We start from the raw sequence: 22,072 nt of genomic DNA on the forward strand, positions 1-22,072 counted from the left end.
GTTCCCGGCCTCGGCCGCCGTGACGGCCTCGTCGTAGCGCCCGTCCGCGACGAGCAGCCACGCGGCCCGCAGATGCAGGTGCATCCGCCGCAGGTGCGCCTGGAGATCGGGGTCCGGGACGCTCTCCTCCTCGGACAGCTCGCCCAGCACCCGGTCCAGCTCGACGCGCAGCTCCGTGTCGTCCACCCGTCCTCCTCTCGACGCCGCCACGCGCATCCTCCGCCAAGCGGACCGAGGTGATCAACACTTTTCGGGCGAGGAGGGACCGACTTCTCTCCCAGCCCGACCACGCCCGGCCGAGGAAGCGCGCGGCGGTATGACGAGATCATTGCCGTGGAGCTGCCGGGACCTGACTTGATCAGCTTTATGTCGCTGTATGTGATCATTCTTAACTCTCGGTGGCTCTCCCTGGCTGTGGGAGCCACGATGACCGCGTCGCTGGCCCTCGCGCCGGGCGACGCGCATGCGCAGCAGGACACCCGGACGTTCGTCTACACGGGAGCCCCGGAGCAGTTCACGGTTCCCGAGGGAGTGTGCGAGCTGACGGTGGACGCCTTCGGGGCCGCCGGCGGCAACGCCGTCTACGGATCCCCCGGCGGCCTGGGCGGCGCCGTCCACGCGACCGTCCCGGTCCAACCCGGGGACGTGCTGACGATCGACGTCGGCGGCGCGGGCACCGGCGGAGACCTCCAAGCGGGTACGCCCGCCCGAGGGGGTTACGGCGGAGGCGGCCAGCCCGGCGCCTTCCAGGAGGACCGCCGTCCCGGCAACGGCACCGTCGGCGGCGGCGGGGGCGGCGCGACCACGGTCAGCACCGCCCTGGAGCCGCTCATCATCGCCGGAGGCGGTGGCGGCGGCGCGGGCAACTTCACCGAGACGACGGGAGGCGAAGGCGGCGCGGGAGGCCAGACGGGCACCAATGGCAACAGTCCGGGCACCCCCGGCGCCGGAGGCGGCGGCGCCTCCGGCGGCAACGGCGGTGCGGGCGGCGCGGGCGGACAGCCCATCTCGGACTCCGACCAGCCCGGCCTCCCCGGCGGCGCCGCGACTGGACGCGTCGGCGGAGACGGCGCGGTCAACCTCTTGGACCCGCACATGGGGACGGGCGGCGGCGGTGGCGGAGGCGCACACGGCGGCGGCGCCGGCGGCTCCTCCACGCCCAACAGCACGGGCGCGGGCGGCGGTGGCGGCGGATCCAGCCTCGGCCCCGCCGGAGCCACCTACGAAACCGGCGTCCGCCAGGGCAACGGCGAAGTGACACTCACCTACGACACCGCATCGTGCCCGACCCCGCCGCCGGAGCAATGCTCCAAGGACAAGATCACCGTGACGAAGTGGGCCACGCCGACCAGCGTCCACGTCGGCGACACGGTGCGGTACCGCATCCGCGTCACCAACACCTGCGCGCAGGTCTTCCACGGCGCGACCGTCACCGACGACCTGGCGGGCATCCTCGACAGCGGTGTCCTGGTGGGGCCCGTCGAAGCCACCACGGGTACCGTCCAGCGCACTGACAGCTCCCTGATCTGGACCGGAGACCTCCAGCCGGGCCAGACCGCGGAGATCACCTACACCGTGCGGACCCGAAGCCCCGGCATCCTGCACAACACCGTCACCTGGCCATGCCAGGCGCAGGGGACACGCCAGGCCTCAGGGAACTGCACGGTCAGCACCACCGTCCGGGTCCACTACCGGCACCACCACGGCTGGCATCACTGCAAGCCGCACAAGTGGACGCACGACTGGGCAGCCCGAGCCGCCGCCATCGAACGCCGCTGCTGACCCGGCGTCCGTCCGGCGACTCTGTTCCGGGTCGGCGGTGCGGCAGCACCGTGCCCCGCACCGCCGCCCCGGAGCACCATGTCCCCCGGTCAGGGCCGGGTCTCGAACACGAGAAACACTGATGGCGGACGGCACGTGCTCCCGTCCGCCGTCAGGGTGGGTCAGTCCAGCAGGTCTTCGGCTCGCTCGACGTCGAAGGAGCGCTTGAACCACCGCTCCGCCTGCTCCAGGTCGGCACACGCGTCCGCGCGAGCCCACATGTCCGCGGACACCTTGAGGCCCCGGCGTTCCAGGATCTGAAGGGCCGCCTGCGCCTTGCCCTTGGCCTCACCGATGGCCTCACCGATGGCCTGCTGGGTGCGCTTGAACTCGCTGACGACCTCGTTGTCAGTGCTCATGCTCAAGAGAACCTCCAGGTTGCTCTTCGCCGCGCCTTCCACCATCTCCAGCGCGTAGTCAATGTATCGCATTGCGTATTCGGGGTCGCCGACCCCCTGGAGCCCTCCGAGGAAGAGCTCACAGGTGCCGTCCAGGTGGCCGTGGGCCATGACGGAGAGCGCCGCGACGCTGGGGTCGGTGGCCACCTGCCCGGCGGTTTCGAGCTTCGGGATCTGGTTGGGGCCGACGATGCAGAGCTCCACGGTGAGCGTGAGGGCACCGCACCTGACCGACACCGTCCGCCGGTACTCGTCCGCCCTGGGGTCGGGCGTGAAGACCACGACGTGGACACCGGCGGGCGGCTTGGAGTGGTAGAGCCACCACGCGGCCGCGTACTCGACGCAGCGCTCGAGCTTCCGTTCGCTCAGGGTCGTCTCGAACTCGTTGATGACGAGGCAGGCGGGTTCCTGGGGCTGGCCACCGATCGTGACGACGTCACTGTGGAAGTCGCGGGAGGGCCGGGTGTTGGCCTCGTTGTCGCCGATCGTCCAGGGCATGTCGGGGAGTTCCGCCCCCATGAACGTGGCCAGCGCCCAGCTGGACAGTTCCGGGTGGGCATGGAGGACGGCTCTGACGCCGTCATGTCGTCGTCCGGGCATGTCACGAGAAGCTAGCGATCGTCACCGACAGTGGCGAACGGGCGGCCAAGGCGACTTGCGGGGCATCGCCGGAGAAGACGCCATTTGCCAACCCACCCGTGTCCACATCCGGCCACCCCCGCCCCCACCTGGGACGATCGCCCCTCCCCCAAGAGCCCTCATTTCACTGCGTGATCCGGACGGGGTCTGGGACCTTCACTCTGTGATCATGTCGAACAGGGGGTTCTCCGTATCGCCATTGACGGCGAGCTCGGCTCCCACACCATCCCGGACAAGGTTGACGATCTGGGCGACGTAGACGAGCGCCGCCGCGGAGATCACTTCGTCCTGCTCGCGAACTCTGATCACGAGCACACCCTTCGCGGGCTCGAACGTGATGAGGGTGGCACCTTCGAAATCAATGAGCGGTTCCGGGAGAGGGAAATCTTCGAGACTGATCCCGGCGGAAGACTCGAGCGTCCACGAGTGGACCCACCACCGTCCTCGCCTGACCGGTGCGGGCAGTGCCGTCATCCTGATGTTCTCCGGCGAGTAGTTCGGCACTCCGCCACAGTACTTCGACGATCTCAGCCGGCCCCTTGGGCAGGTGTCGATCCAGGCGGTCAGGCAGCGCTTGCCTCCACTGTCTCGCCACAAGTCAATGGCAGCTCTGGGGTGTGGCGATGAGGGCCAGGTGGAGGTGGGTCGAGGTGTTCAGCCAGTGCGCCCAGCACACGTCGTTGCCTGCGCTCAGGTCATGCAGGGCCCGACCGAATCGCACGGCGTCCGGGATCGCGTCGGCCTCCTGGCCCACCTGCCCCTTGATCGGGTCCCACTGCCCCCGCAACCAGGTGATGCCGTCTTCGGGTGTCGTCGCCACGTGCCGGATCGTGCGGGACGGTTTGCGCAGCCAGTCTCGGATCACCTTCGGGGCGTGCTCCGTGGCCGGGTCACGCCGCGCCGCCTCGTTCCCGTAGGTCTCGCCGTCCATCCGGGACGAGTGGCAGTGCCAGTGCAGCCCTCGGTCCTTCCAGATAACGGACGTCGTGTCCCGCCAGTAGTCGTAGTCGAACGTCTCCATTCGGCCCCCGTCGAGGTGTGGCCCGGCCCCCGGGACGGAATCGGAGACCGGGCCGAGGGAGATGGTCAGATGTCGAACTCTCCGGCCTTCACGCCTCGGATGAAGCCCTCCCACTCGTGGCGGGTGAACACCGACGTGACGCCGGTCTTGGAATCACGGAGCCCGATCGTTCCGCCGGTCTCCGCGTCCGCGAGGTTGGTGGCGACCTCCACACAGCCGCAGCCGCCGTTCTCGCCGTTGCACAACGTGCTGACCTTGAACAGGTAGCGGTTCGACTCAGCAGCCATGACGCTCTCCCTTCACTGGGGGACGGTCGGGCCTCGCCCAACCTCTGGACGCGCCGCAGCGGCGGTCTCTCGTCTGCCGATGCGGCTGAGGCGAGGTCCCGTCACGGGAAAGGTATTCCGCTTCGAGCGGCGCGGCACAATTCATTCACGTCGCCGCATAAAGTCAGCGGATGCGGTCAGCAGGAATGACCTGGCTTCGCTCCCCCACAACGCGTGATCCGAAAAATATGAGAAAAGATCCACGTGGTGTTCGATGTCTTTCGGATCCCGCAGGACGACCTGGCCGCTGAACGTCTCGACCGTCACGAGGTGCCGGTCGTAAAGGGTGAACGTGTTCATCGGGCCGACACCGATGTCAGAGGTTGCGGGCACCACACCGATCCGAACGTTGGGGAGACGTGACAGGGACACGAGCCGATCCAGCTGGAGCGCCATGACCGGAGGTGAACAAAGACGCCACTTCACGGCCTGCTCGGTGAGCAGGAATTCGAAGCGTTTCGAGGGGTCGTGAAGGATTTGCTGCCGTTCCAGCTTCAGGGCGATGGCCCGTCTCGTGTCTCCCTTCGCGGGCTCGATCGGCATGTCCATGGCCGCACGCATGTACTCGGGTGTCTGTAGGAGGCCCGTGACCAGGGACGGCAGGAAGTAGCGCATGTGAACTGCCGCGGATTCGAGGGCCGCGAGTTCGCGCTGCCGATGATGAAGCCCTCTGCGCACTGACGCGCGGATGTCCCGGAACTCGGTGTTCGCGACCCGGGCGAGGCTCAGCAGCTCGTTGCGAGTCGCCGCGTCCACGGACAGCGCCAGCAGGACGCGCTCGACGTCCACCACGGACGGTAGCGTCCGCCCGTTCTCGATCCGGGAGATCTTGGATTGGGACATGTTGCAGCGCCGGGCCAGTCGCTCACCCGACAGACCCGACGCTTTCCGCAGGTCACGTAGGGCACGAGCCAGCCTTTGGCGGTCGTCGCCGGCTCGTTGGGGGTCGAGGGTCACTCGGCGCGGAACTCCGCGAACGGGACGGAGTGGAGGCGCGCCAGGCGCTTCAGTTCGATGTACGGGGCGGGATCGGCTCCCTCCAAGAGTTCGCGACCGGTCTGCGTGCCGTCGTCGGCGTAGTGCATGAGGACGACGTAGGTGTCATCGAAGAGCCAGAAGTCCTGCGCTCCGGCGAGCGGGTTCGGGCGGTCGGTGACGTCGAGGATGAAGATCTTCTCCCCCGCCCTGGAGCTGTGCGGGTAGAAGTCGAATTGGAATCGCAGGTATTCCGAGAGCGGCCGGGTGACCACGTGGACACGCCCGATGCTGCGCCCGGTCTCGCGGAAGTGGCGGACACGGGTGAGCCAGGGGTCGTCTTCGGGAACGTCCAGGCGTCCCGTCTCCCGCCAGATCCGGAACTCCTCGTCCTCTTCCGGTACTCCGTACGCGGGGAGCGTCTCGAGCCGGAAGGCGTCATGTCGGTAGGAGTCGAAGAACTTCCGCCAGTCGTCACCAGCCAAGAGCACGGACGGCCTCCCGCAGCAGCTCTTCGGGGATCTCCACGACTGCCTCGCCTGCCGGAGTCCGGTGTCCGCTGAGGTGGTCGCCCTGCACCGCCAACGTTCCGCGATCGGTGCGATAGACCGTCGGGCAGTCGTCCCGGTTGCAGGTGCCGGCGATCCGGGTCAGTTCCACATCCGCCATGGTTGCCCTCCCAGCTATGCATGGTCGTGACTGGGACGCTAGGAGGGGACGAACGAGCCGGTCAACGGCTATGCACGTCACCGCATGAAGTTGTTCGGGCACACAAGGTCGGGACGGGGGCGCGGACGGGACGACCGGGGTGGCGAGGACCGCACGGGGCTCAGTTGCCGGTGGTGGTGCGGTTTTTGGACCAGGCGGCGGCGTCGGTGCCGTAGCGGACGAGGAGGCGCGCGAACTGGATCCGCTCCTCGGGCGTCCAGGCGGCGGTGATCTCCTGGAACGCCTTTCGCTGCTCGGCGGCGAAGCGGTTGCGTTCGGCCTCGCCGTGCTCGGTGAGTTCGAGGACGGTGCGGCGTCCGTCGACCTGGGACGCCGCCCGGCGCAACAGCCCTTCCTCGATGCAGGCGGCGACGGTCCGGCTGGCCACCGGCTGGGCGACGCCCATCTCGGCGGCGAGGCCGCCCACGGTCATCTCGTCCGGCGCGTCGGCGATCACGTTGAGGACGAGATTGCGGGAGAGGTCCTTGCCCGAGGCCGGCGCGCGCCGCCGCAGCCGGGACAGCGCCGGGCCGATCTGGTCCAGCACCAGGTCGTCGGCGGGCGGCTCAGAGGAGGACGCGCTGCTCATGGCCCGAGTCTAGGGGCGCACAGCGGTATTTGCATACCCACTCGCAAGTACATAGCATCCGGTATGCAATTACGACGAGCGAGGAAACGAGGCGGACTGCCATGGCACTCACCGCGATCACCAACGCCCGGGTCTTCGACGGGGAGAAGGACCTCGGCGTGCAGACCGTGGTCATCGATGGCGCACGGATCGCTCGCGTCGGCGGCGACGTCCCCGGGGGCTGCGAGACGGTGGACGGGAACGGCGCCACCCTGCTGCCGGGGCTCATCGACGCCCATGTGCACTCCGCCCCGGGCTCCCTGGCGCTCGCGCTGCGGTTCGGCGTGACGACCGAGCTGGAGATGCAGGGGATGAACACGCGGGAGAACCGTGGACTCATCGCCGAGGACGACACCGTGGCGGACGTGCGTTCCTCCGGCTTCGCCATCACGCCGCCCGGCGGCCACCCAAGCGAGCTGATGCCCGAAGGGTTCCGGCCGAAGTGGGACCTCCCGCCGGTCATGCCCCTGATGCCGTTCTCCACCACTCCCGAGGAAGCGGCGGCGTTCGTCCCCCAGCTCCTCGCCCGGGGCTCCGACTTCATCAAGTTCATGATCGACGACGGCAGCGTGGAGGGGCACCCCGGCCTGCCGATGCTCGACCAGGCCACCGTGAACGCCGGTGTCGCGGAGGCCAAGAAGTACGGTGCGCTCACCGTCGCCCACGCGCTGACCGTGGACGCCACCCGAATGGCCGCCGAGGCCGGGGTGGACGGCCTCACCCACGTGTTCATGGACCAGCCGCACAGCGCCGAGATCATCGACCTCATCAAGGACGCGGGCATGTTCGTCATCGCCTGCGTCAGCCTCAACGCCTCGATGATGGGGATCACCGGCAGCGCCCTCGCCGACGACCCGCGCGTCGCCGCACGCCTCGACGCCAAGTGGGACGAGACCCTGCGTTCCAGCTACAACCGCTACCCGCAGGGCAAGCTGGAGGACGTGTACGAGACCGTCCGCGCCCTGGACGCCGCCGGTGTGGACGTGCTGGCCGGCACCGACGTCTCCATGCCTGAGACGTTCTTCGGTGGACTGGCGCACGGAGCGAGCCTGCACCAGGAACTGCAGCACCTGGTGGCAGCCGGACTCACGCCCGCTCGGGCCCTGCGCGCGGCCACGGCGACCACCGCCCGCCGGTTCCGCCTCAGCGACCGAGGCCGCATCGCCGAAGGACTCCGCGCGGACCTCCTGCTGGTCAACGGCGACCCGACCAGCGACATCAGCGACACCCTCAACACCCGAGCCATCTGGCGCCGCGGCACCCGCCTGGCGGGCTGACCGCACCCCGCCCGTCGTGCACCATCACGGCGCGGACACGTTGACGCCCGGGGGCGGAAGGACGGCCCCGACCCCACTCGGCGAACACGCGTCACGGGCCCATCGGGCGAGGCCGGTCTTCCACCAGGCGCGCGATACCGGCCGTCCGGGTGGTGGCGGCGTGACGTCACAGGGCACGCGGCCAGTAGGACGGAGGGCCGGGCGGACGTGCCCCGTCCCGCCAGGCAGGCGGGCGGGCGGGCGAGGCGGGATGGCGGGACGCGCGTCGGCCGGGACGTCAAGGGGTGACGTTGCGGCAGGTGGGGTCTTGCGGGACGACCGCGATGGAGCCGTACGCCTGGTCGCCGTGGTACGCGGTGTAGATGCGGTTGCCGTGATCGCACTTGGTGGCGGCGTTGCTGAAGCCGTCCGGCATGCGGATCAGGTCGGCGGGGGCTCCGTTGTCGTGCCCGGAGCGCGGCGCGTCCTTGAACGGCTCGGTGAACTTGGAGCATCCGGAGAGCCCACCGAGCGCGAGGGCGAGCGCGGCGACAGCGGCCGCAATGGCGACCTTGGGGTGCTTCATGGGAGGTCTTCCTTCCGCAGGGGGATGCGTACCAGCGTGTGCCGAAATCCGGGAGGACGGGAGGGCCTCGATCAGACCCATCCCGATCATGGTGATCGACCCCCTGCACATGCGAGTCACACGACTCATCCGCACCCAGTCCCTTGCTCGTGAAAGACCAGGCTGGAAGTCGGACGGCGGCCGTCGCCCCAAGTCCGGTGGCGAGGGAGACGAGTAGGAAGTGGACGAGTCGCATGGCGAGCCGTCACGGGTCACCAACGGCGACGGCCAAGCACGGACCAGGCCCTCACACTCAGACGCACGGCTCTCTCAGCCGAGGGCAACAGTGGAATGCGGGAGCACCCGGCCAGTGGCTGGCTTGCCCACCTCCACGAAGCGACGTCAGCTCTCCCTTGGGATGTGCACGCAGGAGATGAACTGTCCGCCGCCGGAGCGAGCGTCATCCCCACAGAGAAGCCCGGACGTCCATCACTTGTGGCGAGTACCTCGAACCACCCCAGCCCGCAGCCCGCAGCCCGCGCAGCCCAGGCGAGCATGCAGCATCCGGTCTCAGAGGAAGCCAGCCAGGGCCAAAGTAGGGGGATGGGCACCGCCACCGAGCCCGCGTCGAGGAAGAGCCTGCCGGGCAGGCGTACCGGACGACCCCGCGATCAGCCCCCGCCCCCCAACAAGGTGAAGAGGTGGGGCGAGTACGACGGAGGAAGCACCCACCGCAACCCAGGCGACGGTGAAGCTCGGTCGATGTGCCACGGACATGCTCGCCTCCGGGAAACGGAAGACCCGTCTCAGAAACTAAACCGGAGACGCTGAGCGCCCTACCGCTCCGAGGGCACCCCCCGGTTCGGCTCAGAAGTCCGTCGCCGGGCCGCCTCCCTCCTACTCTTCCTGACCCAACGACCTGATCCGTCGTAGCGCCGTGGAGAGGGCATCACGCCCGACAAGGAAGTACCCGCCGTCTGGGTCCTTGCTGTCGCGAACGGCCACTCCGCCGGGAGCGCCCGCAAGCTCGACACACTGGTCGCCGTCGGCGTGACTGCGACTGGACTTCCGCCACTCAAGCTTGGTCACGTCCACCTGTTCTCAAGCTCCTTCTCGATGAAGACGCGAGACTCCGCAACATTCCAAGCACGCGCCTGAAGCACCGCAAACAATTCGTTCGCCCTGGTCAAATGCTCTGCCTCTTCGGAAGTTTCCCCTCCGAAGACCGACGCGGCATATGCGGACTCCGCGCGATCACTCTGAGTCGCAATCGCGAACGACCCTTTGACAAAAGGATAGTAAGCGGTGGGAGAGATCTGAAGATAGACCCCAGGACGGGCGGAGAGCTCGACCAGGTGCCTGAGCTGCTCATTCATGACTTCAGGTGAGCCCACCTCACGCCGGAGAACCGACTCGTCCAGGATGAAGCACGCGGTCGGCGGGGGATTCCGCTTGAGCACTTCCTGACGCTTCAGTCTGGCCAGGACATCCGCGTCGCTAGGGAGGATGGCGCGGGCGTACGACTCGACCTGCAACAGCCCTTCCACGATGTCCGCAGAATAGGTCCGAAGCATGGTGGCCGTGGACTCCCTCGTGGCGAAGTCGACGTAGTACTGCGGGTACTTTGCGCTGCTCACCAGGTCATTCCAGGCCTCGGCGACGTCGTCACTGCGCTTGAGGGCCGCGCCGAGCCGTTCCGAGAAGTCCTTGCGGCATCTGGTCCGGCCCAGCTCGATGAGCGCGATGTAGCTGCGGGTGACGTTGACGAGTTTGGCCAGGTCGGCCTGGCTGAGCCCCGCCTCCACCCGGAAGCGCTTGACCTTCGCCCCGAACGTGCGCAGGTGCGGGTCGATCTTCTTCGCCGCCATGAGAACCCCTGACCCGGCCCCGGCATCACCCGGTGACCGCCGCTAGTGAGTCGTGACTGCTCCCCCGATCTCGGCACAACGTATGCCGCTCCGTGGCTGGATGGTGACAGAACGCGAAAACTCCAGGACGCAAAACCGAGGCCCACGTGATGATCACAGATTCCGACCTCCGGCCGACCCCGCCGCCGCGTGGCGTCGCGGTACTGGAGGTCAAGTCCGAGCCCGAGTGCATCAAGGCCGCTCGCGACTTCGTCGCGGACTGGTTCACCGAGAACGCGTACGACGGCGACCTGGTCTACCTCGCGCGCACAGTGGTGACCGAACTGGCGACGAACGCACACCGCCACGGCTCCGGCGAGGACGACCCCATCACCACTCGCGTCTTCAACACGGACGCCGGCCCCGTCATAGAGGTACTGGACGCAAGCCCTGAACTTCCGTCCCCGAAGCCTCTGACTCTCGACGCCCTAACCGGACGCGGCCTCGCCATGGTCGACCTGATGGTCCCCGCATGGGGATTCGCCCGCATCCCAGAAGGAGGTAAAGCCGTATGGGCGCTCCTACACGCGCACGCGTGAGCGCTCGCGCTCTCCTAACGGCCGTCCTCCGCGACCTCTACCCGCAGTGGGACGTCCACGTGGACAACCGAGGCATCTGGCGAGCCACCGGCCCCATCCTCATCAGCGCCTCATCCGCCGAAACCCTCCTGGACGCCTTGACCACCGCCGCTCCCGACGACACCAGAGAGGCCGCCGACCGCTACTCGGTCATCGTGTGCCGGGCGGCAACGTAGACATATCGCGCCGCCGCCCGGCATCCCGCGTCAGGGGCTGGTAATCGTCTCAGCCGGGGTGATCACAAACGTTCCAGTGATTCCCAACGCATCCCCCGCGTTGATGAGCGTGGGGTCACAATTTGCGTCAGCGGTCTGCACCACCAGGTTGGTTCCGGTGACCTTCACCGCATGGACGCTATTGATATAGGAGACGTCCACCTCGCCGGGTCCGCCGCCAGGAGCGCCATACGTTGCATGGCAATTGTCCGAACTGGTGGTTGACACCGCCACGCCAGTGATCTTGCCGTCCGCGCCGGTACTGGTCACCTGAGTGCCACTCAACTTCCATGGAAGATTTTGAGCGGTCAACGAGACCGTAATTCCAACAGGCCCCGAACACGCCCCACCCACGTTGGCTGGATTGCTGAACTTGACCGAATTAATGGTCACCAGGTCATTCGGCGAGAGCCCCGAGCCCGACTTCGCCGTTGCCGATGCAACTGCTTTCGTACAGGTCATACCCAGACCTGTCGCCAGATCCTTGGCACTCATATTTCCAGAGTTCACCGCAGTTGCCGGTCCGCCCGGCAAAACGGTCCACGTCCCGGCCACTCCCGCTGCGGTCACTGCAACGACCGCCGTCGCCGCCAGCGAAACCGACGTCAGAGCACTTTTACCGGCCTTACGCATTTCGCACTCCAGAGGGGAAGATTTTTCCACGGAAAGGAGGTGTCCGCCACCGCAGAATCTGCAGTCGTATTGCCTCGACAAGACGGCCCGAACACTCGCCTCAAGAGCTCAAGACCGTCTGGGGAGGGGAGACTACGAAATAGGCGTTGACCGACAGCGGGTCCCCCAAATTTATGAGCGTCGGATCACAGTTGGCGTCCACTGATGTAGCGACCAAATTGGAACTTTTAGTGGTGGATACCGCGCGAGTCGCATTGGTATAGGTGATGCCGATCTCCCCGCCGCCTCCCCCGGGGGCACTGAAAGTGGCGTGACAGTTATCCGCCCCAATGAGGCTCGCGATCACACCGGTCATCTTTCCAGACACGACTCTATTGGTCGCATCGTATGAGGTGGCACTAAATTTCCACGGTAGGTTCTGCGCCGTAACCTTCATGAAGGTGCCGGCAGCGCTAGAGCACCACCCATTGGGGTTGGCGGGGGAGCTGAACGAAATAGAGTCGAGTGACACAAGGTCGGTCGGCGCCAGGCCCGAACCCGACTTGGCCGTGGCCGATGCCACGGCTTTGGTGCAGGTGGCGGCAGCTCCGCTCGCCGTGTCCTTCGCCGTGATGTTGCCGCTGTTCACCGCGGACACAGGACCTCCGGGAAGGAAGGTCCACGTAGCGTCGGCCGCAGCCGCGGTCACCGCGATGACGGCCGCCGCCGCCAGGGAAACAGAGGTCAGAGCACTCTTACCGGACTTTCGCATCTCGATCTCCAGGGTGAGGGAACTTCGTGGAAAAGGAACCAGACCCCGCCGCACCGGGAGATGCAATCTCCTCACTCCGGCAAGAGCAACGCTACGCGGACGCGGACGGGCAGCAACGAGGAAGAACGCTGCGCTCTCAGGCCGCCGGGGCGCTCCCTCAGGGGCTCGTGACGGTCTGGCGAGGGGAGACGGTGAAAGTGCCATTGATCGACAGGGGGTCTCCCAAATTCACCAGAGTGGGGTCGCAGTTGGCGTCCACCGACGTAGCCACCAAATTCGAACTCCTGGCAGTTATCCTGCCAATTGCATTTTCGTAGGTGATACCAACCTCGCCACCTCCTCCTCCCGGAGCACTGAAAGTGGCGTGGCAGTTATCCGACCCGACAAGGCTGGCGATCACGTTGGTCATCTTCCCAGAGACAACGTTCTTCGTCGCATCGTAAGAGATAGCGGTGAACTTCCACGGAAGATTCTGCGCCGTAACGCTCACGGTGATCCCGACAGGGCCTGAACACCATCCACCAGGATTAGCGGGCGAGCTGAACGCTATTGAGTCGAGCGATACGAGATCGGTGGGTGCCAGCCCAGAACCTGACTTCGCCGTGGCCGACGCGGTAACCCTGGAGCAAATGGCAGCGGCCCCGGTTATCGTGTCTTTCGCAGAGAGACTTCCGCTATTCACGGCAGTCACGTGACCTCCTGGGAGAAAGGTCCACGTAGCATTGGCCGCAGCCGCGGTCACCGCGATGACGGCCGCCGCCGCCAGGGAAACAGAGGTCAGAGTACTCTTACCAGCCTTGCGCATAACCGCCTCCGAAATGACGACTCTCCCACGGAGCTGAATCAGGCTCCGTCATGCCGAAACTTCGCCCTTCTAACCCGGCGCGAGTGGCTCGGACCGGGGCGGGACACACTGACGCACTTCAACGCCACTGCGGCAATCTCGCCTTCACGGCTGATCGGCGTCACGAGAAAGACTCCAGGTGCCCAGGAGGGAACAGGCCAGCCTCCAGGCCACCCGGACGCTCACGTCAGGGGCTGGTGACCGTCTGGCGAGGGGTGACCACAAATTGAGCAGTGACCGCTAGAGAATCTCCCAAGTTCATGAGGGTGGGATCACAGTTGGCATCTACCGACGTAGCGACCAGATTCGAACTTGTGGTGGCTATCGTGCCATTCCCATTGTTGTATGTGATGCCAACCTCGCCACCCCCTCCTCCCGGGGCACTGAAAGTTGCGTGACAGTTATCAGTTCCAACGACGCTGGCGATCACGCCGGTCATCTTTCCAGAGACAACGTTCTTCGTCGCATCGTAAGAGATGGCGGTGAATTTCCACGGAAGATTCTGCGCTGTAACACCCACGGTGACCCCGCTAGGGCCCGAACACCATCCCTTGGGATTGGCGGGTGAGCTGAATAGTATGGAGTCGAGCGAAACGAGGTCGGTGGGCGCAAGCCCAGAACCCGACTTTGCCGTGGCCGACGCGGTGACCTTAGTGCAAGTGGCGGCAGTCCCGGTCGTCGTGTCTTTCGCATAGACATTTCCGCTATTCACTGCGGTCACGTGACCTCCCGGGAGAAAGGTCCACGTAGCGCTAGCCGCAGCCGCGGTCACCGCGATGACGGCCGCCGCCGCCAGGGAAACAGAAGTCAGAGTACTCTTACCAGACTTGCGCATTTTTTCTTCCTCCACGATCGGACCGATGTTCTCGGAACTACGCTGGTTTCGTGCGTTCAGAGAGCCAAGAAAGCGGGGAAGTGGTCAATGCTCTCTGCGGTTGGGGAGCAGCCGTGCCCGGCGTCCGTGTGTTCGACATGCCGGGCACGGCTTGGTGCCGCAGTGCTACGGGAGGGCGGTGTACGCCTTCTGGCCGATGTACTCGTTGAAGATCATCTGGTTCTTGCCCGCAGCCGAGGGGACCCCCGCCTGGGCGTCCACGATGGCGTCGACCAGGCCGATGCCGAGGGCACAGCCCTTGGCGCCGGGGACCGAGAAGGTGTTGTCGACGTGGGTGGCCGAACGGATCACGAACGGGGTCCGCTGGACGATCGTCGCGGGCTTGCCGGTGATGGGCGCGGTGCCCGCGGGCGGGTTGGTGGTACCGGTGGTGAGGTCCAGCAGGATCGGGTTGCCGGTGTCACCGATGAGGCACGTGCCGCCGAGGAAGGGGTTGGTCAGGCGGATCCGCATGCCGAGCTTGATGTGGAAGTCGGGCCCGGTCGGCTGGTCGAAGACGCCCGCGTACTCCGGCTTGGCGTAGACCGCGCTGACGATCGGGTCACCGAAGATGCCGGGCTGCACCAGCATCTTGTCCGCCTGCATCTTCCCGAAGATCGGCGTGTACAGCTCCGTCTCCGGGTTCAGCGCACTCGCGAACGTCATCTTGATCGGCGAGGTGATCTGCTGGTTGAACTTCCCGAGCTGGAACGTCCCGCTCGTGACGATCGCCTCCATACAGATCGACCCCTCCTTCACGTACGGCGCCGACAGCACCGGGCAGTCCGCGAAGTCGAACGTCGGAATCGGGTCGTCCGCACGTGCGGCCGTCCCCGACATGACACCCGTGATCGTCGCGAGAGCAGCGATACCAGCCGCGGCTCGTCGCCAGCCGCGTCCTGCGGATGCGAGCTTCTGCATGGCCATTCCCTTCTGCCTGCCGACCCGTCGCCGGGCCGGGAGTCGATGGAGAAACAGCCCCCGATATGCGTTGCCGGGTCCAGTTCGTGCCGGGCACCCGACTCCGTTCCTCCCACCTGGAGTGGAAGGTGGAACGGGCCGTGTCCTGCGCAGGGGTGGTGGTAGCGCGGGACACGGCCCGGGTCAACGGGACTACGGGAGGGCGGTGTACGCCTTCTGCCCGATGTACTCGTTGAAGACCATCTGGTTCTTGCCCGCCGCCGACGGAACGCCGGCCTGGAGGTTGACGATCGCGTTCACCAGGCCGATACCGAGCGCGCAGCCCTTGGCGCCCGGCACCGAGAAGGTGTTGTCGACGTGGGTCGCCGACCGGACCACGAACGGCGTCCGCTGGACGATCGTCGCCGGCTTGCCGGTGATGGGGGCGGTGCCCGCAGGCGGGTTGGTGGTGCCGGTGGTCAGGTCCAGCAGGATCGGGTTGCCGGTGTCACCGATCACGCAGCTTCCGCCCAGGAACGGGTTCGTGAGGCGGATGCGCATGCCGAGCTTGATGTGGAAGTCCGGCCCGGTCGGCTGGTCGAAGACGCCCGCGTACTCCGGCTTGGCGTAGACCGCCGTGACGATCGGGTCACCGAAGATGCCCGGCTGCACCAGCATCTTGTCCGCCTGCATCTTCCCGAAGATCGGCGTGTACAACTGCGTGTCCGGGTTCAACGCACTCGCGAACGTCATCTTGATCGGCGAGGTGATCTGCTGGTTGAACTTGCCCAGCTGGAACGTCCCGCTAGTGACGATCGCCTCGATACAGACCGACCCCTCCTTCACGTACGGCGCCGACAGCACCGGACAGTCCGCGAAGTCGTGGGTCGGCATCGGGTCATCCGCATGCGCGGCCGTCCCCGACATCAGACCTGCGGTCGTCGCGAGCGCGGCGACACCCGCCGCCATCCCACGCCCCGTCCACTTGCTGAACGACCTGTTGCGCATGGTCATGCCTTTCTCCTCTACCAGCCCATGGTTGGGCCGAAAATATATCGGGAGCGACAACTCGACGACGCCTACTCAAGGAGAGGTGATTTTTTGATACGGGGCGAATGAGAAGTCCGCAGCTACGAAGCTCCAATTCGCCTGCGACTGAAAATCGGGATTAGAGAGCGCACACTGGGGAGTGGTTCCGACAACGAGTGACGGCCCATCCTTCTCCGCAGTAGGAATGTGAAGCCGATTCTTGTCGGCGTAGAATTCAAGCGCGCTCAAGGTCCCGGGCACATCTGTCGTGAGGTCTTCGCTCAGGCGATTCAAGCTGAAGCTGCAGCCATCGGACCCCGTGACATCGAGCTTGACACCAGAAATCATCGCAAACCATTGACCGGGACCCTTTTGCGTATCCATGTGGAGGGTCCACGGAAGGCCCGCGCCGCGGATGACGGTCGTTACGTTGGTCGACACTCCATTGAAGAACCTGACGCACTTCTTGAAGTTCGCGCCATCAATGGTGGCGATCCGATACCTGGAAAGATATCTTCCGCGCTTGAAGTGCATCTGAAAGGTCGCGGACTCACACCGAATCGTGTTATCCCACACGCCATCTCCGACATGGTCTGGGTCCGGTGTCGGATAGCTATCAGAACTGCCCCTCATTATAAAGGGTCCTGCGGTCGCCTTCACCGCCCCGCCAGGAAGGACAGTGAAAGCCTGAGGTTCCGGGGAGTCACAACTATCTGGAGATTCTGGAGTCGTTGGGCACCAGCGACCAGACTCGATCTTCAGGAAGTTACTGGCTCCGGCGCTCGTAGCGTCCACCAGGGGCGTTAGGTCTTCGCCGACCCCGCACCCACTGAAGGCCGGCACATACACGCTTCCCGTATAGGTGCCGCCTTCCTGCGGGGACAGTTTACCGACCCTGTCGTTACCCAGATCCGCGGAAAGGTCCAGCGGCAGTGCGCCTGTGTGACAAGTCTTTCCGACGTCCACCGGGGTCCCGTTAACCGATATTCCCCCGACGCGCAGATCGACAAATGATCGCGCAAAAGCGCGAATCGGAAAGGAGGTCGGATTGTCAACATTGCCGAGATGGCTATCGGCAAACAGGTTCGCCATTTCACTGGAAGCACCGGGAGGAGCCACCTGCTTGGTAAGTACCGTAGCCGTGGTCGGCATGAATCCGAAGCCGAGCGCAGTTCCAGTGGAGGGTGTCGTCGCAGTAACCCCGTAATTTCTGCTTCTCATATAGTTATGCGGAAAGTCGATTTGATTCTGAACGCTCATCCGGAAGCTGATCTGCGCCCCAATGGGTATGGCAGCCTTCAGCTTTCCCAGATTTCCGAACCCCGCAGCCTTCCCGCAATTGGGCGTCCCGGGCCGTTCCGGGAACAATCGCGACAAGTTCATCCCGGGCGGGATGGGGGGCTCGGCGAGTCTCGGGTCCCGATTGATCCCTCCACCAGGCTCGGTGGGAGCAGGCGGGATGTGACACTCAACGCTCGTAGTGTCATCCTTCGGCTGACTCGCCATCGGAGAACGCTTCGGCAGGACTGAAGGGGCGGTCCCGCCCTTCAGAGCAAGTTTTCCTAGGACAATGCCGCTCTTTGGCAAGCAGGTCAGGGTGCTGATAGATGCTTTCCGCCCCTCTGCCGACAGTCGGAGCACCATCTGGCCGGCCTTCCAGAAGACCTGCCCCGCTTGATCCGTCAGGAGGGCGGGAACAGCACCAGACCCTCTCAGAACCATCTCTTCCGTCCGAGCTGGATCCGCCGTGAGTGAGAAGGCGGGCCATGCGGCGTTGACAGACGTCTGTCCTTGATTGACGGTCACGGCGATCGAGGCGACGCCGCTTAGCGAAGGTTCAGGCGCCGCTCCCGTCGAGTCCGGAACCTCGGTAGCCGCGAACTCACCGCGGAGCCTTCCCGGCGCCTTCAGCGTCACGCCGACATCGCCAATACGCACCGGAGTATTGGTCTTGCCGGCCGTGGGCACTTTGGCCTTGATCCCCAGGACCACCGGGTAGGTGGCTTTAGGTGTCGCGCACAGGTAGGTCACCTGCGCCCCGATATCGGCGGACGCGACTCGGACAGCGGCCAGCAGGCCTGCACTGGCCAGCAACGTGGTCACAATCGCTCCGCGCACTACTCTGCGGGGGCTAGCGAGCATGGAAGTCCTTCGGGATCAGGTAGCGGGGCGGGCCGCCACAGGAGTTCCCGTGGCGGCCCGATCGACGGCCTAAGCCGTTACAGACGTCAGGTGGCGTTGACGACCAGGGCGGGGGTGATCACGAAGGTGCCGTTCAGCGAGACGGAGTCGCCTGCGTTGATCAGCGTCGGGTCGCAGTTGGCGTCCACCGTCGCGACCTTCAGGTTGCTGGTGGTGCCGGTCCCGCCGGTGGTCAGGGCGTGGGTGGTGTTGTTGTAGCTGCCGGTGACGAAGCCGCCGGGGCCATTGACGACGCCGTTGGCCGTGACGGTCGCGTGGCAGTTGTCGCTTCCGACGATGGACGCCTTCACGCCGTTCAGCTTGCCGGCGGTCACACCGCCGGAGGTCACGCCGGTCACGTCGAGGGTCCAGGGCGTGCTGGTGTTCGCGGTGACCTGGATCGTGAGGCCGGCCGGGCCGGAGCACCAGCCACCGGCGTTGGCCGGGCTGCTGAGGGAGACGCTCGTGACGCTCGCGACCGCGGTGAGCGGCAGGCCCGTCCCGAGCTTGGAGGTGCCGGACGCCGTCCCCTTGGTGCAGGTGATCGCCGCGCCGGTGGAGGTGTCCTTCGCCGTCACGTTGCCCGAGTTGATGCCGCTGATCGCGACGCTGGACCCGGAGCTTCCGGCGGCCGTGATCGTGACGGAGGTGGGGGCCGCGGCGGCGGGGAGGGCGGTGAGGCCGAGGGCGGCGACGGCGACGGAGCCGCCAATAATGGTGTTGCGAGTGAGCTTGCGCATGCCGGTTCTTGTTCCCTTCAGTGGGGTGGTTTCTGCGAGTACTCGTAGGGACGCTGACGGCGTGGTCTTTCGGGCGACTCCTCTACCTGTCGAGAATGGACGGGCCCTGCTCGGTGGCGGGGATTCACCTCTGCTCCGCCAGGGACCAGGGGACTCCCTGTCCCGCCCAACTGCATGGTCTGACCATAAGCGGGCGTCTCGGCGAATTCAATAGGGGATTTGGAACTTTTTCGCCTTATCACCGAGTGACAAAAGGACGGTCCACAGAATTCACTCGAAGTGAGTTCTGGATCTAGCGTTTTTATCACCCAGTGATGATTTCGGGGACACCTGAGGCTGAGGGGTCCGGTGGGGAGGGGCTTCCTGAGCCGGTCGTCCGGGCAACGATGTCGACGCCCCACCGGCGGCCAGTTCGCCCGGCTCTCACCGAGCTGGACGGCCGAGACCAGGGAGCGCGCGTTCTCGCTGGCCAACGGCTCGGAGGGCTCTACCGCAGTGCTCGCCCCCGAGATCCACATCCGCCTGGACGGGCGGGGCCGGCAGGCGGTAGCGCCCTTCCGCGGGCGCCGCGCGCGGTCCCAGCCGTGCCCCGCGGCGGCTTGGGTGCGCTTCACCCCGCCCGCCTGCGCGTTCTCGGCACCGGAGGCGTTCTGCGTGATGACGTCATCGACCAAGACGTCCGCCTACGGTCACGGCCCCAAGCGCAGCCGTGTCGCGACTCCGGGTCAGCTCTCCGTGGAGAGTGACCATTCGCGCACAGGCGGTACGTGTAATTCTGGCCTTTTTCTTCATCAGTTACCAAACGCCGTCGGACCCTGACCATGAGCAGTTTTCATCTACCGAAACCCTTCCGGTCGGTCGATGAATTTCCACACGCCACCTGCCGATTCACTTTGGCTGCGCGGTCGGCGTACGTGGTGATCACGGGGTGCCTTTCGGCTCGGGAGGTTGGTCAGGAGGTGGGAAGTGGCGGGCTGATCTTGTACGAGGCGCTGAACTTGAAGACGTCGCCGACGTTGAACAGCGTGGGATTGCAGCTCGCGTCAGTTGTCTGGACCGACAGGTTGGTGGTGCTGCCGCTGCTCCCGAGAGTCAGCGTCGCGGTGCCGCTGGTGTACCTCGCGCTGAGGCTGGCGCCGGCACCGCCGGGGCCCGCGAGGGTGGCGTGGCAGTTGTCGCTGCCGACGATCTTCACCTTCACTCCGGTCAGCGTGCCGAGGAACACGCCGGAGGCACTGGCCCCAGGGGTGAACGACCAGGGAAGGTTGGAGGCGGTGACCTGCACCATGAGGCCTAGCGAACCGGAACACCAGCCTCCTGGATTGCTCTTGCTGGAGAAGGTCAACGAGTTGATCGAAAAGGTGGGAGGCGGCGGGACCGGTCCGTCCTGTGCCGTTCCCGTTCCCGTCGAGGTGTCGCAGACGATCGCCGCACCGGTCGAGATGTCGGTGAAGACGACGTTGCCGGAGTTGGTGAGCGTGATCGCGTGGGATGTGGCCAGGCGTGGCCCGGTCGCGTGGGCGGGGGCGGTGGTGAGGGCGAGGACCGAGGTGGCCGCGGCGGCGGCGAGGGTGGCCTTGCGTACCGACTGCTTCATGACGAACTCCCTTCGACCGGGCTGTCACGGCGAGCGGATGCTCACCGCTATGGGCTGAGGCTTCTCGTTCAGCCTCCGAAGATGTCGATGGCGCTGCGTTCGGTCAGGGGACGGTGATGACCACGGGAGGGCTGACCTTGTAAGTGCCAGTCAGCTTGAAGGTGTCGCCGACGGTGATCAGCCAGGGATCACAGTTGGTGTTCGCTGTGGCGACGGTCAGATCGCTGGTGGGGCTGAGGGCCAGGAAGTTGGTGCCGTTGGTGTAGTAGCTGTTGATGCTGCCGCCGGCACCACCCGGACCCGTGACCGTCGCGTAGCAACCATCGACGTAGCTGTAGAGGGACAGCTTCACGCCGGTCAGCGTTCCGCGCGTCTGCCCGAAGCTGGTCGGCCCCGTCGTGTTGAAGGACCAGGGCAGTCCGACCGCGGTGACCTGCATCGGCAAGGAGGGCGAAGTGCAGTCGTCACCCCAGGCGCCCTGGTTGAACTGCAGCGTGCTGATCTTGATCACGGGGTTCGGCGGAGGAGTCGTTCCGACCTGTGCGGTCCCCGTCCCCTTCGAGGAGGTGCAAGAGATCGTCCAGCCGGTCACGGTGTCCATCACGGTGAAGGCGTTGTAGTTCGTGAGGGTGATGGCCTGGGTGGTGGCGAGGGTTGGCCCGGTGGCGTGGGCGGGGGCGGTGGTGAGGGCGAGGACCGAGCTGGCTGCGGCCGCGCCGAGCACGGCCTTGCGTACCGACTGCTTCATGACGAACTCCCTTCGACCGGGCGGTCACGGCGAACGGGTACTCGCCGCTGTGTGCTGAGGCTTCTCGTCCAGCCTCCGAAAGTGTCGATGGCGCTGCGTTCAGTCAGGGGACGGTGACGACGACAGGAGGGCTGATCGAGTATGCGAAGTTGAAGCTGAAGGCATCGCCCACGTTGATCATCACGGGATCGCAGTCGGCGTTCACCGATTGGACGGTCAGGTTGCTGGTACTGCCGGGGCCACCGACTCGCAGAGAGTGACTGGCGTTGTTGTAGCTGCCGCTGAGGGTTCCTCCGATGCCGCCGGGGCCGGCGAGAGTCGCGCGGCAACCGTCGCCGGCAATGGACGCCTTGACCCCGGTCAGTGCGCCGGGCGTCACTCCAGAGACGGTGGAGCCCGTCACGTTGAAAGCCCACGGCGTAGTGGTGTCTGCAGTGATCCGGATCATCATGTAGCCGCCGCTGCACAAGCCACCCCAGGGGCTATTGCTCGGGGTTACGAGCACCAGCGAATTGATCCGAAAGACGGGGTTCGTCGGAGGGTTACCGACGTCCGCGGTCCCTGTTCCGTCCGCCTTGGTGCAATACCAGGCGAAACCGGTCGTATTGTCCTTTAGATTGCTGTTGCCGACGTTCGTGAGGGTGATGGCCTGGGTGGTGGCGAGGGTTTGCCCGGTCGCGTGAGCGGGGGCGGTGGTGAGGGCGAGGACCGAGCTGGCTGCGGCCGCGCCGAGCACGG

General features: G+C 65.9%; 26 protein-coding genes. 4 read left to right on the forward strand and 22 right to left on the reverse strand.

Features of this window, described 5'->3' with window-relative positions; all coding sequences use genetic code 11:
* A partial coding sequence (locus tag AB0J52_RS04350) for a hypothetical protein (protein ID WP_500180130.1) occupies window positions 1-186 on the reverse strand: 186 nt, incomplete at its 3' end.
* 240 nt (window positions 187-426) lie between these two features.
* Between AB0J52_RS04350 and AB0J52_RS04355 the strand changes: the two genes are divergently transcribed.
* Entirely contained in the window at window positions 427-1,782 is a 1,356-nt protein-coding gene (locus AB0J52_RS04355; protein WP_500180131.1) for a DUF7927 domain-containing protein, read from the forward strand.
* 161 nt (window positions 1,783-1,943) lie between these two features.
* Here AB0J52_RS04355 and AB0J52_RS04360 read toward each other — a convergent pair whose 3' ends face one another.
* The 8 genes from AB0J52_RS04360 to AB0J52_RS04395 form a co-directional block, all read right to left on the reverse strand.
* Window positions 1,944-2,819 carry a hypothetical protein gene (locus AB0J52_RS04360; protein WP_500180132.1) on the reverse strand — a complete coding sequence of 292 codons (876 nt, stop codon included), beginning with the start codon at window positions 2,817-2,819 and terminating at the stop codon, window positions 1,944-1,946.
* A gap of 195 nt (window positions 2,820-3,014) precedes the next feature.
* Window positions 3,015-3,362, reverse strand: coding sequence for a hypothetical protein (locus AB0J52_RS04365; protein WP_500180133.1), 348 nt, complete (start codon window positions 3,360-3,362; stop codon window positions 3,015-3,017).
* A gap of 94 nt (window positions 3,363-3,456) precedes the next feature.
* The gene (locus tag AB0J52_RS04370; RefSeq protein ID WP_500180134.1) at window positions 3,457-3,879 is read right to left on the reverse strand and encodes a hypothetical protein; all 423 of its coding nucleotides are present in this window, start codon (window positions 3,877-3,879) and stop codon (window positions 3,457-3,459) included.
* Window positions 3,880-3,944: 65 nt separating this feature from the next.
* On the reverse strand, window positions 3,945-4,166 hold the full coding sequence (locus tag AB0J52_RS04375) for a DUF397 domain-containing protein (RefSeq protein ID WP_026415993.1): 222 nt from the start codon (window positions 4,164-4,166) through the stop codon (window positions 3,945-3,947).
* Window positions 4,167-4,307: 141 nt separating this feature from the next.
* Window positions 4,308-5,162 carry a helix-turn-helix domain-containing protein gene (locus AB0J52_RS04380; protein ID WP_500180135.1) on the reverse strand — a complete coding sequence of 285 codons (855 nt, stop codon included), beginning with the start codon at window positions 5,160-5,162 and terminating at the stop codon, window positions 4,308-4,310.
* The gene (locus AB0J52_RS04385; RefSeq protein ID WP_500180136.1) at window positions 5,159-5,671 is read right to left on the reverse strand and encodes a DUF6879 family protein; all 513 of its coding nucleotides are present in this window, start codon (window positions 5,669-5,671) and stop codon (window positions 5,159-5,161) included. Before AB0J52_RS04385 ends, AB0J52_RS04380 begins: the two co-directional genes overlap by 4 nt.
* Window positions 5,655-5,849 (reverse strand): hypothetical protein, encoded by a 195-nt coding sequence (locus AB0J52_RS04390; protein ID WP_500180137.1) that lies wholly within the window; start codon window positions 5,847-5,849, stop codon window positions 5,655-5,657. The genes AB0J52_RS04385 and AB0J52_RS04390 overlap by 17 nt, the downstream gene beginning before the upstream one ends.
* A 160-nt stretch (window positions 5,850-6,009) precedes the next feature.
* The gene (locus AB0J52_RS04395) at window positions 6,010-6,477 is read right to left on the reverse strand and encodes a MarR family winged helix-turn-helix transcriptional regulator (RefSeq protein WP_500180138.1); all 468 of its coding nucleotides are present in this window, start codon (window positions 6,475-6,477) and stop codon (window positions 6,010-6,012) included.
* Between the two features lie 101 nt (window positions 6,478-6,578).
* Between AB0J52_RS04395 and AB0J52_RS04400 the strand changes: the two genes are divergently transcribed.
* On the forward strand, window positions 6,579-7,793 hold the full coding sequence (locus AB0J52_RS04400; RefSeq protein WP_500180139.1) for an amidohydrolase family protein: 1,215 nt from the start codon (window positions 6,579-6,581) through the stop codon (window positions 7,791-7,793).
* Window positions 7,794-8,070: 277 nt separating this feature from the next.
* On the opposite strand, the gene AB0J52_RS04405 is transcribed toward AB0J52_RS04400, so the two are convergent.
* The 3 genes from AB0J52_RS04405 to AB0J52_RS04415 form a co-directional block, all read right to left on the reverse strand.
* Window positions 8,071-8,358: a hypothetical protein gene (locus AB0J52_RS04405; protein ID WP_500180140.1), complete on the reverse strand. Its 288-nt coding sequence runs from the start codon at window positions 8,356-8,358 to the stop codon at window positions 8,071-8,073.
* An 876-nt stretch (window positions 8,359-9,234) separates the two neighbouring features.
* A complete protein-coding gene (locus tag AB0J52_RS04410; RefSeq protein WP_500180141.1) occupies window positions 9,235-9,432 on the reverse strand; it encodes a DUF397 domain-containing protein in 198 nt (65 codons plus the stop codon).
* Window positions 9,423-10,205, reverse strand: coding sequence for a helix-turn-helix domain-containing protein (locus tag AB0J52_RS04415; RefSeq protein ID WP_500180142.1), 783 nt, complete (start codon window positions 10,203-10,205; stop codon window positions 9,423-9,425). Before AB0J52_RS04415 ends, AB0J52_RS04410 begins: the two co-directional genes overlap by 10 nt.
* A gap of 149 nt (window positions 10,206-10,354) precedes the next feature.
* Between AB0J52_RS04415 and AB0J52_RS04420 the strand changes: the two genes are divergently transcribed.
* Together AB0J52_RS04420 and AB0J52_RS04425 are read left to right on the forward strand one after the other, a co-directional pair.
* Window positions 10,355-10,783: an ATP-binding protein gene (locus AB0J52_RS04420; RefSeq protein WP_500180143.1), complete on the forward strand. Its 429-nt coding sequence runs from the start codon at window positions 10,355-10,357 to the stop codon at window positions 10,781-10,783.
* Window positions 10,780-10,998: a hypothetical protein gene (locus tag AB0J52_RS04425; RefSeq protein WP_117355871.1), complete on the forward strand. Its 219-nt coding sequence runs from the start codon at window positions 10,780-10,782 to the stop codon at window positions 10,996-10,998. The genes AB0J52_RS04420 and AB0J52_RS04425 overlap by 4 nt, the downstream gene beginning before the upstream one ends.
* Window positions 10,999-11,028: 30 nt before the next feature.
* On the opposite strand, the gene AB0J52_RS04430 is transcribed toward AB0J52_RS04425, so the two are convergent.
* The 10 genes from AB0J52_RS04430 to AB0J52_RS04475 form a co-directional block, all read right to left on the reverse strand.
* Window positions 11,029-11,700, reverse strand: coding sequence for a hypothetical protein (locus AB0J52_RS04430; RefSeq protein ID WP_500180144.1), 672 nt, complete (start codon window positions 11,698-11,700; stop codon window positions 11,029-11,031).
* Window positions 11,701-11,770: 70 nt separating this feature from the next.
* Entirely contained in the window at window positions 11,771-12,421 is a 651-nt protein-coding gene (locus AB0J52_RS04435) for a hypothetical protein (protein WP_500180145.1), read from the reverse strand.
* A 1,031-nt stretch (window positions 12,422-13,452) separates the two neighbouring features.
* Window positions 13,453-14,115, reverse strand: coding sequence for a hypothetical protein (locus AB0J52_RS04440; protein ID WP_500180146.1), 663 nt, complete (start codon window positions 14,113-14,115; stop codon window positions 13,453-13,455).
* A gap of 150 nt (window positions 14,116-14,265) precedes the next feature.
* Window positions 14,266-15,060: a hypothetical protein gene (locus AB0J52_RS04445; RefSeq protein ID WP_500180147.1), complete on the reverse strand. Its 795-nt coding sequence runs from the start codon at window positions 15,058-15,060 to the stop codon at window positions 14,266-14,268.
* A gap of 192 nt (window positions 15,061-15,252) precedes the next feature.
* On the reverse strand, window positions 15,253-16,053 hold the full coding sequence (locus AB0J52_RS04450; protein WP_500180148.1) for a hypothetical protein: 801 nt from the start codon (window positions 16,051-16,053) through the stop codon (window positions 15,253-15,255).
* A 69-nt stretch (window positions 16,054-16,122) separates the two neighbouring features.
* A complete protein-coding gene (locus tag AB0J52_RS04455; protein ID WP_500180149.1) occupies window positions 16,123-18,171 on the reverse strand; it encodes a DUF6801 domain-containing protein in 2,049 nt (682 codons plus the stop codon).
* A gap of 125 nt (window positions 18,172-18,296) precedes the next feature.
* On the reverse strand, window positions 18,297-18,989 hold the full coding sequence (locus AB0J52_RS04460) for a hypothetical protein (RefSeq protein ID WP_500180150.1): 693 nt from the start codon (window positions 18,987-18,989) through the stop codon (window positions 18,297-18,299).
* Window positions 18,990-19,941: 952 nt separating this feature from the next.
* Window positions 19,942-20,586, reverse strand: a complete 645-nt coding sequence (locus AB0J52_RS04465) for a hypothetical protein (protein ID WP_500180151.1) — start codon at window positions 20,584-20,586, stop codon at window positions 19,942-19,944.
* 103 nt (window positions 20,587-20,689) lie between these two features.
* Entirely contained in the window at window positions 20,690-21,334 is a 645-nt protein-coding gene (locus tag AB0J52_RS04470) for a hypothetical protein (RefSeq protein ID WP_500180152.1), read from the reverse strand.
* 103 nt (window positions 21,335-21,437) lie between these two features.
* Window positions 21,438-22,072: hypothetical protein (locus AB0J52_RS04475; protein ID WP_500180153.1), on the reverse strand; the 635-nt coding region annotated here is incomplete at its 5' end.

It is taken from the genome of Spirillospora sp. NPDC049652, assembly GCF_040675125.1.
Taxonomy (GTDB): domain Bacteria; phylum Actinomycetota; class Actinomycetes; order Streptosporangiales; family Streptosporangiaceae; genus Spirillospora.